13 protein-coding genes and 2 pseudogenes are annotated in these 16,244 nt (G+C 37.9%); 1 reads left to right on the plus strand and 14 read right to left on the minus strand.

What is annotated here, in order from left to right; genetic code table 11:
* Positions 1-34: 34 nt before the first annotated feature.
* The 11 genes from bsdcttw_RS22575 to bsdcttw_RS22620 all read right to left on the minus strand — a co-directional run bounded on the left by bsdcttw_RS22575 (position 35) and on the right by bsdcttw_RS22620 (position 12,223).
* Positions 35-790 carry an aminoglycoside N(3)-acetyltransferase gene (locus bsdcttw_RS22575; RefSeq protein WP_225903733.1) on the minus strand — a complete coding sequence of 252 codons (756 nt, stop codon included), beginning with the start codon at positions 788-790 and terminating at the stop codon, positions 35-37.
* 52 nt (positions 791-842) lie between these two features.
* A complete protein-coding gene (locus bsdcttw_RS22580) occupies positions 843-2,225 on the minus strand; it encodes an FAD-dependent oxidoreductase (protein ID WP_185257022.1) in 1,383 nt (460 codons plus the stop codon).
* A 174-nt stretch (positions 2,226-2,399) separates the two neighbouring features.
* Positions 2,400-3,095, minus strand: a complete 696-nt coding sequence (locus bsdcttw_RS22585; protein ID WP_225903882.1) for an N-acetylmannosamine-6-phosphate 2-epimerase — start codon at positions 3,093-3,095, stop codon at positions 2,400-2,402.
* Positions 3,095-4,081, minus strand: coding sequence for a CehA/McbA family metallohydrolase (locus tag bsdcttw_RS22590; protein WP_185257024.1), 987 nt, complete (start codon positions 4,079-4,081; stop codon positions 3,095-3,097). Before bsdcttw_RS22590 ends, bsdcttw_RS22585 begins: the two co-directional genes overlap by 1 nt.
* Positions 4,082-4,101: 20 nt before the next feature.
* Positions 4,102-5,607 (minus strand): DUF4127 family protein, encoded by a 1,506-nt coding sequence (locus bsdcttw_RS22595; protein ID WP_185257025.1) that lies wholly within the window; start codon positions 5,605-5,607, stop codon positions 4,102-4,104.
* Positions 5,608-5,693: 86 nt separating this feature from the next.
* Positions 5,694-6,599: an alpha amylase family protein gene (locus tag bsdcttw_RS22600; RefSeq protein WP_207726454.1), complete on the minus strand. Its 906-nt coding sequence runs from the start codon at positions 6,597-6,599 to the stop codon at positions 5,694-5,696.
* 59 nt (positions 6,600-6,658) lie between these two features.
* Positions 6,659-6,913 (minus strand): hypothetical protein, encoded by a 255-nt coding sequence (locus bsdcttw_RS24910; protein ID WP_197979812.1) that lies wholly within the window; start codon positions 6,911-6,913, stop codon positions 6,659-6,661.
* 288 nt (positions 6,914-7,201) lie between these two features.
* Positions 7,202-8,029, minus strand: coding sequence for a carbohydrate ABC transporter permease (locus tag bsdcttw_RS22605; protein WP_185257026.1), 828 nt, complete (start codon positions 8,027-8,029; stop codon positions 7,202-7,204).
* Positions 8,019-8,903, minus strand: coding sequence for a carbohydrate ABC transporter permease (locus bsdcttw_RS22610; protein ID WP_185257027.1), 885 nt, complete (start codon positions 8,901-8,903; stop codon positions 8,019-8,021). The genes bsdcttw_RS22605 and bsdcttw_RS22610 overlap by 11 nt, the downstream gene beginning before the upstream one ends.
* 87 nt (positions 8,904-8,990) lie before the next feature.
* Positions 8,991-10,313, minus strand: coding sequence for an ABC transporter substrate-binding protein (locus bsdcttw_RS22615; protein ID WP_185257028.1), 1,323 nt, complete (start codon positions 10,311-10,313; stop codon positions 8,991-8,993).
* Positions 10,314-10,375: 62 nt separating this feature from the next.
* Positions 10,376-12,223 (minus strand): beta-N-acetylhexosaminidase, encoded by a 1,848-nt coding sequence (locus bsdcttw_RS22620; protein WP_185257029.1) that lies wholly within the window; start codon positions 12,221-12,223, stop codon positions 10,376-10,378.
* Between the two features lie 422 nt (positions 12,224-12,645).
* On the opposite strand from bsdcttw_RS22620, the pseudogene bsdcttw_RS22625 reads away from it, so the two are divergent.
* A pseudogene (locus bsdcttw_RS22625) lies at positions 12,646-12,914 on the plus strand (transposase domain-containing protein); the annotation flags it as partial.
* 362 nt (positions 12,915-13,276) lie between these two features.
* Here the strand turns inward: bsdcttw_RS22625 and bsdcttw_RS22630 are convergent.
* The 3 genes and pseudogenes from bsdcttw_RS22630 to bsdcttw_RS25575 all read right to left on the minus strand — a co-directional run bounded on the left by bsdcttw_RS22630 (position 13,277) and on the right by bsdcttw_RS25575 (position 16,216).
* On the minus strand, positions 13,277-14,884 hold the full coding sequence (locus bsdcttw_RS22630; RefSeq protein WP_185257030.1) for an HAD-IIIC family phosphatase: 1,608 nt from the start codon (positions 14,882-14,884) through the stop codon (positions 13,277-13,279).
* Positions 14,885-15,125: 241 nt separating this feature from the next.
* Positions 15,126-15,371 (minus strand): phosphopantetheine-binding protein, encoded by a 246-nt coding sequence (locus bsdcttw_RS22635; RefSeq protein WP_185257031.1) that lies wholly within the window; start codon positions 15,369-15,371, stop codon positions 15,126-15,128.
* Between the two features lie 174 nt (positions 15,372-15,545).
* Positions 15,546-16,216: pseudogene (locus bsdcttw_RS25575) on the minus strand (ATP-binding protein).
* Positions 16,217-16,244: the final 28 nt, after the last annotated feature.

The following is a 16,244-nucleotide window of genomic DNA, read 5'->3' on the forward strand; positions in this document are numbered from 1 at the left end:
ATCCATACAATATAAAAACATAATGCATAAGCCCTTATATAAGCAGGTAATAAGGGTCTTTTCTTAATAAGTCTATTGTAAATTCAAACATGTCCCTGGCCTTTATCAGGCGGATCAGGGAATTGCCTGCTCTGCCTTTTTTCATAATACCTTTCTGTTCCAGAACCTCATCTAATTTGTTAAAATCAGTCTCCGGCTTTTCCCAATTATGCAGCCGGTTTCTGATAATAAGCCTTTTTCCTTCATATCCTGTGATAGTGATATCAATCGCAGTATCCTGGAGATGGTAAGGTACCCCTGCTATTTCTTCACAGGAATGTATTGATGTATTACTCTCCTGGTCAACACCTGCCAGCATAATATAGCCCTCTAAATTAGCATTTTTAAAATATGGGCTTTTATCATCACAGGGCGATGAGGATTTCTCATGACCTGTGGTTATATATTCTTTTCTGCCGCCTATGGCGGACACCGAGTGGGTAGGATGAAGGGAACGTATAGCTCCTTCCATGTTTCTTACAGTTTCCGGTATAATACCTGTCCAGCATCTGGTCTCCAGTACATGAAATACCGGCGGACAGGACAGCGAATCTTCCCTTCTCCCAGTTAAGGTAGGAACCATCAGAGTTCCTTCGTCCCCAAGCACATGTAGGAGAGCGCCTACTACCGTACTCGCACCGCCTTCAACATGCCCGAAGCTCTTTAAGGAACTATGGATTAGCACCGTATCCCCGGGTACCAGGCCCATGGTTTTTAATTGTTCTATCAGTTGGATTTCATTTATACTCAAAAATAACACCCTCTTACATTATAATAGTTTTGAATTTTGACAGGCTGTTGAATTAACAACTGACTTCTTTTAATTGCTCCGACATAATATCACGGACAATTTTTCCATCCAGTTCATTTGCCTTTTCTTTGTTCCTGACACAATAAGCGGCAGCAACACCTGCTGCCTCGCCTAAAGCGCTGCAGGTAGGCTGAATCCTGACAGATGACTGAGCAATAAATGTCGATGATATGCATCTTCCGGCCACAAGGAGATTTTCAATCGAATCGGTTACCATACAACGGTAGGGGATTTCAAAATACTCTCCTCTTTCCATCAGCTTAATACCAAGTTTTTTCTCATCAATAAGCCCATGAATATCTATAGGGTAAGCTGTCCTTGCTACACCATCTTCAAATTTTGCTCTTTCGCTGAAATCCTTCTCACTTAGGATATATTTCCCCCGTATTCTTCTGGATTCCCTAATGCCTGGCAGCTCTGCGGAAGAAATAATGCAGCTCTTTTCAAACCCCGGAATATAAGCCTTTAGGAATCCATAGAGCCTTTTTATCATTTTTCTTCCGATAGTCAATCCCCGGCTGACAGCAGATGTATCCAAGGTATCATAAATACCCGGTATTTCCGGACAGTTAAAGGACATAACTCCCGGCATACCAGGCACTGAAAATGCCTGAAAATACTTCCCGTCAGGATATTCAATTACCCTATCCTTTAGTGCCCTTTGAAACACTTTGTTTAAAGGTGTGGTTGCTTCCCAGACCGAAGCTATCTCAACAAGAGGGTACTCTAAGATATCAGGCTCTCCTATTTCCTTTAGAAAAGCTTTCAGTTTCATAATATCGATATTTCCAACCATAAAACGCAGGGACATAGCCTGATTGTTATGTAACAGCTCATCCCCTTTAAAGCAGGTTACTCCGGAAGCAAAAGCAGCATCAGCATCACCGGTGGAATCAATAAATACCCTTCCGCGAATAAGTGAAAGGCCGGACTTATTATGGACTATTACACCTTTGATCTTGTTATTCTCCACCACCGTATCAAGAAGCTCCGTGTTATATAGTATTTCTCCCTTGTAATCCGATAAAATTTCTTCCAGCGTATACTTTATCATTTCTGTATTGAACCAACCGTCATTTCCGTAATGGTCATCTGCTCCATACCCTTCCAGAGCCATTTTTTTCTTAATGATTTCATTGATATACGAGCGGCCGGGTCTTCCGTCTATCCCATTATGCATCATTGGGGTTACCTGACCTCCCGAGGCTAAGCCGCCCAGGCAGGAGTTTCTTTCGATAATAAGAGTATTCACACCAGCCATGGCTGAAGCGATAGCAGCAGCTGAACCCGCAATTCCGCCTCCAATCACAATAACGTCATATGATTTTTCCATTATGTTACACAGCTTGTTATAAGTATAAGTACTATTTTCCATCTTGAAAAATCTCCTTTAGCCTTTATCCATACGTCCGTGTATATCATTTTTTATCCCCAGCACAAAATATTCAGAGAATTAGGACTTCTTATACCTTGGAATCGAAGCTTGAGTCTTTCTGGTTTGCACAATTTGCCGTCCGGTATTGAAAGCCTCCCCCTTTGCCACCCCAAATCATGAAATGGCATTTACATACCTTGCGGTTATTTCTCTTGGTCTGGTAATGGCTGAGCCTATCACTACTGCATGAACCTTTTCTTTCATTACCTTTTTTAAATCCTCTATCTCCCAGATGCCGCCTTCTGCAATTAATGGTACTGTCAGGGCATCCCCCAGGCGTTTTATCATAGTATGATTGGGTAAGCTGATTCCCTTGGTATCTTCCGTATACCCGCTCAGTGTAGTTCCGACGATGTCAAAGCCAATTGCCTGAGCATGCATACCTTCTTCAAAGGTTGCACAATCCGCCATAAATAATTGGTTTGGATATTTATTTCTTATTTTCCCAAAAAATTCATCCAGGGACATACCGCCAGGTCGTACTCTGTTGGTGGCATCCAAGGCAATAATTTCAGAATTAACTTGGGTTAATTCCTCCACTTCCTTTTCTGTCGGCGTAATGTAAATAGGGGAATCAGGATAGTCTGCCTTATATAAACCAATGACAGGTAAATCTACCTCTTTCTTTATTTCCCTGATATCCTCCGGCGTATTGGCACGGATTCCTACAGCCCCGCCTTCTTTTGCAGCAAAGGCCATTCTTGACATAATATAAGAACTATATAAGGGTTCCGTCTTCAACGCCTGGCAGGATACAATTAATCCACCTTTAATTTGTTGTAATATTTGTTCGTTTCTGTTCACTGTTATCACCTTCCTTGGTGTTCTATATAGATTGGGTTCGTCCAAGCTTTTTTCCCAAATAAATCTCTGCATTCTGCTCTGATATAATTTTCATTTCCTGTTAGTGTAAAAACTGCTTCCTGCAGCAAATCCTTGTCGGACTTTGCTACAAATGAAGTTCCTGCTCCCACAAAACCATCTGCTATAAAATTGATTCTTTCCGATGCACTGCATGTAATATATGCTTTTCCATCCTTGATTCCCCAGCTGTAAATTTCTGGTCCGGAGGAGGAATAGTAATTTCCCGAAAGGATGGCATCAACGATATCATCATGAGTCAAGGCTTTTGCATTTACAACAATATACCCACCGAAGGCATCATCAAAATTCCCTGCATTGTGGTTATCGTCAGAAGCATCTGCCAGAACACGCTTTCCATTCCTGAGCATGATATCCCAATAAGTAGTATCATACCCTGTTTCACTTTCGTTTTGCGTGTTATAATTAAATATTTCCAGAATCTCAAAATCTTCTGTAATAAATTCTTCTGCATCCACTCTGGACCAGATTGGATGATTGTAAGTAATAAAACAGCCTCTGCTGTGTAATTCCGCTGCCATATGGGAAGCAGCCTTTGCTCCGTCCCATTTTCCATAATACACAAAGGGCCCTACTGCCTCCCTGTGTTGATAGAGTTTTACTGCTTTTTCACGCATGGCCCTGTTCCCTAAGATTCCATTCATATGATGGACCTTCTTACAGATATTGTTTTCATCAAAAAGTACAGCTGCCGCTTCTACTCCGGGAAGAATAAGAAAATCATCTTCTCCAAGTTTCTCCCTGTAATCGGTATACAGGTTATGATCACTGATACATAAAAAAGCATATCCATGTTTTTTGAATTCCTTTACTGCTTCCTCCGGCGTAAAATTTCCGTCAGAGTTTGTTGTATGGCTATGCAGGTTACCTTTATACCAGTTTCCAACCTTTGAAAAGCCATCCACGTTCACCATAATCTCCCCCTCTTTTCAGTTTATTGGTTGTATGAATAAATGGCATCTATTCCGACTTCAAACATTCTGCTCCAGGGCATCCATACCTTATCCAAGGTAATGGCGGCATTAATGGAAGACAGGTAGCTTTCCATGAACGATTGCAATTCTTCCTTCACTCTTTTACTGATGATGCCATCTTTTTCCTTAATATCAAAGTAATTCATCCCGTATCTATGTAAATCACTTGTAATATTCTTTCTCACAACAGAACAATATCCAACATCTTCAATATACCTTTCTATCAGAAAGCTCATATGTCCGGCTGTTTTTCCATAATGATAACAGTCCACTCCTTCTGCGATGGCTGTGCCAAGGGTATTGGCGGAGGTATTCCAGCCGGCATATCCGGACACTTTATCCAGAAGACAGTTCTGATTCAATAGTTGAATGAACTGAAGTTCTCCGCCATTTGCATAGGCATTGTCCGCAATTGTTACAATTCTCCCTTCTGCGATTCTTAGCTTTATAAAATCAATCAGTTCCGGAATATTGCGTTCCACACAGTATCCTTTTGATATAAAAGGCTGGGCTTCTGCTTCCGCCATCTTATCAGAGGGAGCGGTAACAGCAAGTATGATATCTGAATTTTCATAAGAATCCGTCAACTGGCACCCTGCGGAAAGTATCTGATACTTAATTGTAGTTTCCAATGAATTTCCTTCATATAACGGCAGTATTGCCTTGGATGCCTCACTTGCATATTTTACATAAACCTTGGGCTTTTTCTCGTGAATCTGATTCACCATTCTTGAGAGCAGTGTCAGTGACACCTCATCTGCTCCCGGATACATAAGAATCCGGTCCATTAAGCCCTCTTCTGCAATCTTTATACGAACTGCCTCCTGGTCCATTGCAGCATATCCATAAGCCGCGGAATCATCCTGAGGTATCACAAGGGAGTCAATCCAGCCCTGCTTCACATATTCTATCATTAAATAATTGCATTCTCTGTTGCATTCTCTTCTTGATACATAATCGTTAAGTTTCTCCCGATCAATTTGGCTTAGGATATTTTTTAAATCCTCCCCATCGCAAATACCAAGACGGTTCCTGTGAATTACATCCCCTGCCATATGTATCATTTTTCCATAGGTTTCATAATAATCCGGTTCTTCGTCATCGCTGGAATAATCAGGGCAGCGCATTATTACCTGAAATGCATAGATTAAAAGCCTGGGATTCTCTTTCTTTAAGGTCTTTATAAGGGCAGCCAATTCTTTTAGTTTATCGGCTTCCAAATAGTGAATTCTTGACGGGATCAGGCCGCCATAAAGCATCATATCTACGGAAAGCACCAGTCCGTCTGCATTTTTGCATTCACTTCTTAAAAATTCCGCAATCTTTCCTACATCTGCCGGCTGTTTTTTATTTCCAAGGCTTTTCGGAAGCACAATGTCAATATCATCATGTGCAAACAAACGATTAGGGAAAATATAATTACAAGGTCTCTCATCTAATGGGAGTAAAACAATTTTCTTTTTCATACCTTTTACCTCTGTTTAAAATTTCTTGCCACATTCCCATAATAACATTCATCTGTTTAGAATTAAAACAATAATTCCAAATCCTTCTAGTTATTTAAGGATATATACCTCCACCAATCGTTTTCTACCAGATAGGATAAGTCAAAGAGCATACAACCGGATGAAGTCTGAAAGCACATTTTTACCGCTTTCGTCATTGCATCCAGTTTGTCTTGGAACTGGGCTAAGAATAAGCTTCCCACTACGGGAACAGCATTCATTGTAACCTGGTTAGCCATTCTTCCCGAACCCTCCACACTATACCAGTAAGCTAGCTGGTTTGCTTCCTCTGCCTCCTGCTCTGTCACTTGAGGGTAATAGAACCCGGACATTAAGCCATCCAGCTGCTCTGCATATCCGGTCTTTCTGTATTTTTTTGCATCCACCCACGGATATTCTACGGCCTCATAATTAGTTGATGCCCAGTTTGCCCCAACCTGATAATAGAGCGGATACCAGGAGCCAGTATAATCCCAGAATTCTATCTTTTTTTGCTGTGCGTCTACAAGTCTTCTTACCCTTTCTATAAAGCTGCTTATAAGGCCTGCCCGAAAGGTTAGGAATTCGCCGAATAATTCACCATACTGCAGCTCCTGCTTTCCGTCCTTCTCCCTGAAACAATAGATATCTTGGGGCCAGTTATGTTCTCTGCCGATATACTGTTCCCATTTCCTCTTTGTAACCGGGCTGAAATCTGAGCCTAGGCCTACGAAACGTACCCGGTCCAGGGTGATGCCGTCAATTTCATAATTTGTCATTATCTCCTTTAGCAGAGATAGCTCATATTCACATACGTCATCATTTGCCGGATTAACAAACAGCTCCTGGAAGTCATCGATACTGCCTTCTGTTCTTATGGCAGCATTCTCTGATATAGGCTGTATCACCATTTCATTTAAGTCATTCAAGCCATATACACAGGTTTGCCAGGAAGTATTTTGGTAGGCGGGCATCTTAGGATGGGGATTCTCCTTCCTTCCCTCAGCAAAGACATCAACGGATGCATAACACTTCATTCCCAAACTATGAACGGTTTCAAGACATTCCGTAAGATAATCTTTTCTTTAAAGATTTTATCATATTCAGAGTAATGCGGTGCAAATTTACTTTTATATATTGCAAACCCTGTGGTATCCTTTACGCTTAATATTACAGCGCCGATGCCTGCATTCCTGCATTTTTCCATTGTCTTGCGGAATATACCGGCATCTGTTATCGTTCTTTTATTCGCTTCAATCTCTATCCAGATATAATAATTTGAGTTCATATTTACCTCCATGCCACCTGTATTCCCAACACGCCTCAAGATTGGGCCGAGGATTTCGCAGGCACAATCTTGTGTTTGAAAATTGCTTTCTAATTTTCAAACTTAGCCCCATGCCTTCCCAACGCGCCTCAAGATTGGGCTGAGGATTACGCAGGCACAATCTTGTGTTTGAAAATTGTACTGTAATTTTCAAACTTAGCCACCTGTATTCCCAACGCGCTGCAAGATTGAGCCAAGGATTACGCAGGCTCAATCTTGTGTTTTAAAATTGCTTTCTAATTTTCAAACTTAGCCCTTCACCGCGCCACTTATGGCTTCGATGTAGTTTTTCTGACATAGCAGGAAGACAATAATAATCGGGATGATTGATATGACGGTTCCTGCGGCGATATACCCGAATTTGTAGTTAAAGCTGCCGTTAAGATACTGCAATGCTGTTGCCAGGGGATACTTCTTTGGATCCTGCAATACAATAATCGGCCACAAAAATTCATTCCATCTGCTGATAAAGTCAAAGATTACAATGGTACTAATGGATGGCATAATACCGGGCATCATAATTTGCCACCAAATCCTGGTTTCTTTTGCCCCATCGATTCTGGCTGCCTCTATCATTTCCTTTGGTATTCCCATATAGGACTGTCTTAGCAGGATAATACTGAATACTTTAACAGAACCAGGTAAGATAACTCCTACCAGGGTGTTCAGCAAATGAACTTTACTGATTATTAAGTAGTTGATAATCATACCTGCCGCAGCCGGGATAATCATGGAAGAAATCAATGCTCCCATAATGAATTTTTTCCCTTTAAACTCCATACAGGCCAAGGGATAAGCACATAACGCTGCAAAAATTACGTCCATTGCGATAGAGCTGATGGTAATTACCAAGGTATTTCCTATGTATTTTGGTACGGAGAGAAATTCAAATACACCGGTATAATTAGAAAGAGTTGGATTCGATACAAAAAAATTCAAATCATATATGTTCTGACCGGTTTTAAAGGAAGTTGAAAGCATCCATAAGAAAGGGCCTGCACAGATGCAGGATATTATTATAAGTCCGATATATGTAAATATCTTATCTACTAGTTTTTTTTTCTTCTTAGTCGGCATAAGTCATACCTCCTCCTTTTTTACCATATACAAAAACGATAATACTTAGAAGTGAAGTGATAACTGCCTGAACAGCACCAATAGCAGCGGAATAGCCGAATTCAAAGTCAGTAAATGCTTTCGTGTAGGAGTAGTAATTCATAACCAAAGTGGCATTGTAAGGTTCGCCTTTGGTTAATACATATACAACATCAAAAACACCGACTGCCGATATCACTGAGTTAAGAGAACAGAACCAAATATATGGCTTTAACATAGGCATTTTAATTCTAATCAAGGTCTGAAACTTATTTGCTCCGTCGACAATAGCTGCTTCCTCCAGTTCCGTCGGTACCGACTGAAGACCTGCCAAATAAAGCATCATAAAATAGCCAAGCCCCTGCCATATGGTGATAAACATAATACACAGCATCGCTGTCTTTCCATCGGCTAGAAAGCCTAAAGGATTTTTTATGATACCCGCATCTACTAATACAGTATTAATCACACCGTTAGGATCAAATAAAAATCCCCAGATAATAGATACTGCAACCATTGAAGTAATTACCGGTATATATATCAAAGTACGGAATATTGCCATTCCCTTTAATTTTCTATTTACAAGTAAAGCTAAAAGTATGGATAAAATTTGTATAACAGGCACTACTGCAACAAATACAATTGAGTTTTTAATCGATATCCAGAATTCCGGATCACTAAATGCACGTTTAAAATTATCCAAGCCAATAAACTTGGTTTTTCCCAATACAGAATAGTCATAAAACATTAATGGTAGACTTCCGATAATCGGAACGAAAACAAAGACAACTATCATGAAAAGTGCCGGTGCCATAAATAAATATGCTTTTATAGTTTGCCTGGTCTTTACTTTCATAAATACCTCCCTTTATATTGGGAGTATTCCCGTAGCAATTCCGGGAATACTCCTGCACCCCTAAACCCGAGATACTTCAATTTTGCATTATTTCTGCAAAATTGCATTAACAGCCTTTTCCTGTTGATTCAGCGCAGTCTGAATATCTCCGTCGCTGGTAATAACCGCTTGATATACCTTATTAACAGCATCCTGAATATCTCCCTGACCTTCTATTCCCAAAGAATAATCCATGGATTTCTTACTTACATCCACTGACATCTTTCTAGCAATACCTTCCAATGTGGTGGTATCAGAAACGAAATAATCATTTGCTATGGCAGTTGTTGTGGAAGGAAATATTGCAACTTCCTTGCAAAAAGCCAGCTGGCTCGCATCATTTGTAATATAGGCAGCAAATTTGATTGCTTCCTGGTGGTTTTTACTTGCTTCCGGTACAACAAGATTCATAAGTGCGTTCTGGCTTAAACCGGTTTTTCCTGTGAGAGGTCCTGCAACCCCAATGTTCTTATAAACATCCGGTGCTTCATCTTTGATTCTTGATAAAGTGGAACCGGTAGAGCTGATGATTGCTAATTTACCTGTCTCAAATAACTTTAATTCATTATCCCACTTGCCCCAGTTGGTCTTAGGCAGATAGTCGGCATCTGTCATTGCTTTGTAGTTCTGTAACAGGGTTACAGTATCAGGTGTATTAAAAGCGGCTTTGGTCTTATCATCACTTAAAATAGGGATGCCTTCCTGGAATAACATGTTGAAGAATTCGGAAGGATTAAAAAGGTAAGCACCGGTAGCATCTTTCATCTTCTTTGCCATGTCAAAGGAAGCCTGATAGTTGGAAGGTATTTCTGTTATACCGGCTTTTTTAAATAATTCTTTGTTGTAGAACATGATACTCGGTGATGCATACCAAGGGAATGCATATACGGAATCACCGATTTTAGCAGAGTCATATAAGCTTTCAACATAAATACTCTTCTGATCCTCTGTTGCTTCTTTGTTCAGATCAGTCAGAGCACCTTTTCCTGCAAGGGTTAAAGCCATCTGTGTATTTAAGTTAACCACATCCGGGGAGGTGCCGCCGGCAGCAGCTGTTACTAATTTCTCCTGAATGGCGTCATAAGGTAAATCAGTCCAGTTAACAGTTACATTTGGATTTTCTTTTTCATACTCTTTAATTAAGCCGTTAAAGAAATCTGTAAATGTCGGCTGAAGTGAAATCGTCCAGAATTCGATTGTGACCGGTTTTGCTGCTTCCGTAGGTTCTGTTGTAGCCTTTGTCTGATCCTCGGTCTGATTTCCTGTCTGGTTTCCTGCTGAAGCTTCCTTATTTGCCTTATTGCTTCCGCAGCCATACAGCATAGTAAGTGATAGAACAAATACCAGACATAAGCTAATTACTTTTTTCATAATAATTATCCTCCTAAATTTTAAAATATTTATAACAAGCAATTCCTCTGCTCCGTTATCCTCTAACCCATATCTCCGGGTGAAACAATTTTGTTCCACAAATTATAATTGATTTTGTTGATATCATCTTCCTCATAGTAATGGAATGCTTTTCTTTTTACTTCCAGCTCTTCTATTCTTTCTTTTTCACCGGAAACATAAGCTTTCAACTGCCTCTTAACATATTCCAGACGCTTCTGTAAACCTCCTATGCGAATACACTGTACCTCGAACCCAAAGGGTTTATTCTCTCTCTCCCACTGCGCCTCAAAAGCCTGATAGAACTCCTCTAGTGCGTTTAAAGTCGCAGGAAGCTCTACTCCTTCAATTCTGGATAGCTCCTGCCTATCTCCTTTATCATAGAAAGTCTTAATACGGTACCCCAAATCCGCTTTATATTGCAGTACCGAACAAAGCTTTGACTGGGTATCAAAGAGGTATCCATAATTTTTATTACTGCTTAATTTTTTCAGCTGTAATGCGGCATTTTGGTAGAATTCCGATATACCCTCAAAGATAACCGTATCGAAGGCACCCAGTAATACATCATTGTAAAGCAGATACTTGCTGGCATTATTATGTATAGTTGTATCTTCGGAAAAAAGATTCGCTGCTTCTATCTGCATAAATTCATCAAATGTCATTCCCGTAAGTAATTTGAATTTAGATGGTTCAAAGCTTCCCGTATAATTAAATTCTGCATCCGCATAAAGAGCCGGAAGGATGGAAAAGCTGCTTGCTTCTCCTCCGTTGTCCCCCCAGGCGGTAATAACAACAGATTTGATACCGTTCTCCTTACAAGCCTTCATAGCGGCTTTTCCAATTTCAAGACTGTAAGCATTATGAGGTGCAAAGCCCGTCCATTTCCAGGCCCCTCCTGCAAAACCAACCCGGTCCGCTATCTTTAGATGGTTCTTTAGCATTCTGTCATAGCGTTCCCTGTCACAGGAGTAATAGTCCCAATACACAATCTCCACATCCTGGGGTATATTTAAGGGAGCTGCTATGGAATCTTCTTTCACATAATATTCTCCGCCGTAAGCCAAACGGAAAAACATATCGCTCCACATCTGCACCTGCAATCCGTATTTTCTGCAAATAGCCAGAACGCGGTTCAAATGCTCTTCCATAATTTTAAACCGGTCGGAATAACCATGCTTATCCAGATACTTTCCAAGTCCCACCATGTGAGCTTCATCCATACCGATATTAATCTTCCGGCTGTTTAAATTCTCTGAAACAGCTTTGACTAGATTCTCTATCAACTGGTAGGTTCTTTCTTCTCCTGCCAGAAGAATATCATTTGTATCGATAATCTTTTGGTACTCCTCATACCTGGTAATCTGGTTCACATGAGCCAGCGTTTGTATATATGCCCTGATTTCTATATCAAAAATTGCCGCATATTCATCGATTTCTTTCAGCTCCGCGGCAGTCATAGGACCGCGCATGTAGCCCCAATAGGGCTCTTCCGGTATCTCTATGGTATCTTCCATATACAGACCTACGAAATTATAGCCCATAAGAGCAACCGCCCGGATGAACAGTTTCGTCTTTTCCAGATTCATAACCGCATTTCTTGAAAAGTCCAGCATGATACCAAATTCATCAAAAGAGGATTTTTCCCTATGCCGCCAGTTATCTTCCCCTTCCTTTTTACAGAGTATCAAAAGTGCTCTGCAAAAATCAGACTTTTTATGATATTTAATTACAACTTCGGAAACATTCTTTGTGATTAAGCAACCTTTTTCTTCCCATTCCTCGGCAGTCAGGCTGATGCCCTTTTCATCTGAACAGACATTTACGATGTCCTTTACTTCCTTTAGTATATCCTGAATCTCTTTCCTGCACCCACTGTAATTCAATATCAATCTTCTTCGCCTCTTTCCCTGTTCCATCTCCTTTGTTAGTCTACATTATAACAAGAAAACAATCAGTTTCAATACTTTCGGGTCATATTGAAAGTAGTTACATGATTTTTTTCATCGGATAATTTTATGAAAGTAAAATCAATTTTCGTTACTGTTCAGAGGTGACTCGAACTAAAAAAACCGATGGTGTAGACTGATTTCAGTCAAAGCCATCGGTTTTATCTTAACCAAAGGTTCTGGATATTCTATCGAATACATTCTGCTCTTCATTTCTGCGCATCATAACCAGCATACTCATGCATTGACAGAGGTAATCGATACTCGCTTGACTCCGGAATGACATGGCCTACACCTGTTTTCGTTTATAGCCTCTTTGAAGCCTTTCGGCTTCATTATTTGAGTTATGCAATTATTATCATAACTCAAACAATGCAGCGGAAAACGCTATTCGTCCATTTACTGTCGGGCGAAAAACTGGCTGTTTATAGATACCCCCAAAGGAGCAAATGCATCCGCTGCTGTATATAGTATCGCTGAGACCGCAAAAGCCAATGGTCTCAATGAATATACTTACTTAGAGTATTTATTACTTTACATGTCAGACACTGATTGGGAAAAACATCCAGAATTACTTGATGGTCTAATGCCGTGGTCATCGGATGTACAAAGTGAATGTGAATGTAAAAGGTAATTCTCAGGATCGGTTATTATAACTGATCCTGTTTCGATTTAAAAGGCATTATCTTATTAAGAGCTTACTATCAATGGAAAAAGTACTCGCAATATACTCAATGAACTGGTCAACAGCAAAAATATCCCTACTAAATTTTCCCAATTAGATTTCTGAAAATTTATAAGCCTCACCTGAACAAATCCTTGAAGATCTAAATGGTATTCTTACCACTTTGCTAAAACGGATGATGAAAGAACTTCTGCTTCACATGGATGAACTTTATCAAATATGGTAGTATTTTTGCACTATTATAGTACATATAAAAGTAGCTTTATACAAAATCATTTATAGTACATTCGAATCACCATAAATAATTCGGTCTAAATAAATTTAAAAGTATTATTTAATAATTCAAATACGGCAGCATTTTTACTTGTATTTTTAAAGAAAAAATTATCTATAAGATATTTGCTAACAATAAAATTTATCATTTTGTTTTCAATATTTCTACCTAGTGCTCTACATGATAAGCAATATAAATCTAGTATATATTTTGATTCATATTCTTTAATTCCAATAGCACCTACAACTCCTAGGTCCCCGAATTTGTCCGAAACACGAACACAATATAAATAATATCCATCTCCATCTAGTAATTGCTTTAATTCTGATACATTATATCTTTTACCATTTGTTAATTTATTTGTCCGTTGAGATAACTCAGCTATTCGAAAAAAGTTATTTGTTATTTTATCAAATGAAATATGCATATTTAGTTCTTCTAAATACTCAGTATATGAAGTGTATTTATTTAACATTTCTTGACGCAATTCATTCATTTTATAAGTTTGATTGCGTTTCTCAACATCACTAATATTTACAGTTATAGATAAATTAAAAAGACTTAGGTTATCATATATATTATTTATATCAAATACGATAGTTCTCAATTCTGGTATAATTTTTTTAACTGCTTCAATTTCAAAATTTGAATCATCAATAAATACCATACTATCAAAATCAATATTTAAAATTTTTGATATTTTTTTTATATTATCAACTTTATTATCCCAGTTTACCTGAAAACAAGCTATATGTTTTTCTTTTAAAATCATTTCTTCATGATTATTAAATATATATTTTATGTCTTGTAAATCATTTTTACTACAAACAGTAAGGATTACACCTAATTCATAAAGTGTATATAAAAAGCTCTGAAATTCTTTATAAAACTTTCCTTCGATACCGCCTAGTTTTACATTTTCAATACCATCTTCGCTTATAATTCCTTTCCACAGTACATTATCACAGTCCAAAACTAAGCATTTCTTATTTATCCCCTTAAAAATACAATATTGTTTTTTAATTTCTTTTGCTACTTCAGCTAAAAGAATTTCACTGTACGGAGATAACCATCTATATTTACCACTAAAATTATAAGCATTACCGATCCCAACTATAGCTATTAATCTTTTTAGGTCTATGAGTATTGATTGCTTACTAATAATATCCCTTACTCTAGAATTAATTTCGTCAATTTCATCTACATTGTATAATTTACTAATGACATTTCCTATACAAACGTTAAGCTTATTAAAATAATTTTCAAAACTAACCCAAATTATTTGAGCATTTGTTAATTTACAAAGATTCATATTTGTTACTTCTACTAACTCCAAAATATTACTAGATAATTCACCAGTCTTTAAACTTTTATAAATCGAGCTAAAATAAAATAATTCTTCATAATTAAGCCACACTATGCAGATATTTGATTGATTTATTTGGGTTTTATTTGTTTCTTCCATATAATCTTGAAATTTAATATAATTTACTTTTGAATAATATCCTTCTTCGTTAAATTTCTTTAATAAATAAACATTTAAATAGGGAGCGACTGTAATGTTAGAAATTACCGTAATACTTACACATTTTAAATTATTCTTATCTAAAGTTTTTAAACTGTCTAACAAATTTCTAAATTTCATATATTAACCCTTCCCTGCTAATTATTTCAAATAAGTATTCATTCGATTAGAGCGTCTTTACTAAATATATTCTCAAAAAAAGTGTATATGGTACCCAACTTTAAAGACTTCCCCACTATCTTTTGTTTATTAATACAGTTTGAGTGTTCGAAATTAATGTTTTTATTATTTTCATCCATCTTATAAAATTAGCATAAAGACTTCATTATTGTAATTTTTACACATAAAAACAGTATAATTTTTAATTATTATTAAGCATTACTAATAACTCTGCAATTTTATGTACTGTATTTAATTCACTTAATAGCAAGTTTTCATCTGGAATTTCTATACAAAATTCTTCTTCTAATGATATAATAATAGAAATAAATGCTATTGAATCAATTCCAAGTTCTTCAAATGACATTTCTAAGGATTCTTCTGTAATTTTAGTATCTTCTGTTACCTCATTTACTATGTCAATAATTTTTATAATAATATCATTCATATTAATTCTCCAATAATTTATTTTCATTGCTTTATTATTAATTTTTTAACCTAATTTTACTTAGCTTTTGAATATTCCTGTACTAATTGATCCATCTGACCAGTAATTGAGGTACACCCTTCCGGTAGGCAGATTGATCTTGAAATAGTGTACTTTGATATCTTTAAGCCCATGTCACTCTCGCATAGATAAGAGATCATCAATCATCACTTCGTAAGAATTGTGTATGATTCGGTCAATGATGGCTTCACATACAGTTGCATCGCTTTCGTTGCCATTGTGTGTATACCATTCGCTTGGTTCAAATTGTGTGCAGAAGATAATAGAGTCCTTTACACTTCTGGATTCAATAATCTCCAGTAGTTCTCGTTCCTGATCACTTGCCAATGGTGTGAGGAGAAATTCATCTATGATCAGAAGATTCACTTTCTAATAAGATTTAATGACTTTCTCAAAAGTACCCTCTCCATGAGCAACCGTCAGTTTGTTTAGAGTATCCGGCAACCGCGCATAGCTTACTTTTATAAAGTTTTTACATGCTGCAATACCTAAGGCACAAGCAATGTAAGTTTTCCATTTCCAGAGGCTCCTTTCAGAATGATGTGATGGCTGTCTGCGATATATCGGCAGGTTGAAAACTCAAGCATCTGGGGTTTGTCCAGATTTCTGTCAGCGTGATATTTAATGTCTTCTACACAGGCATTGGGATAGCAAAATCCTGCATCATGGATTATTTTTTGAAGTTTGGTACTTTTACGTTTATCGTGTGTACCTCCAACACTTTCTGCCCATTCAAGGAAAGAATCTGTACTGTATTCAAGATACTTCCTATGATTTTCAGGCATGTGCTCCGGTAGATAACATGGAGCTAAA

The organism is Anaerocolumna chitinilytica, from assembly GCF_014218355.1.
GTDB classification, from domain to species: domain Bacteria; phylum Bacillota; class Clostridia; order Lachnospirales; family Lachnospiraceae; genus Anaerocolumna; species Anaerocolumna chitinilytica.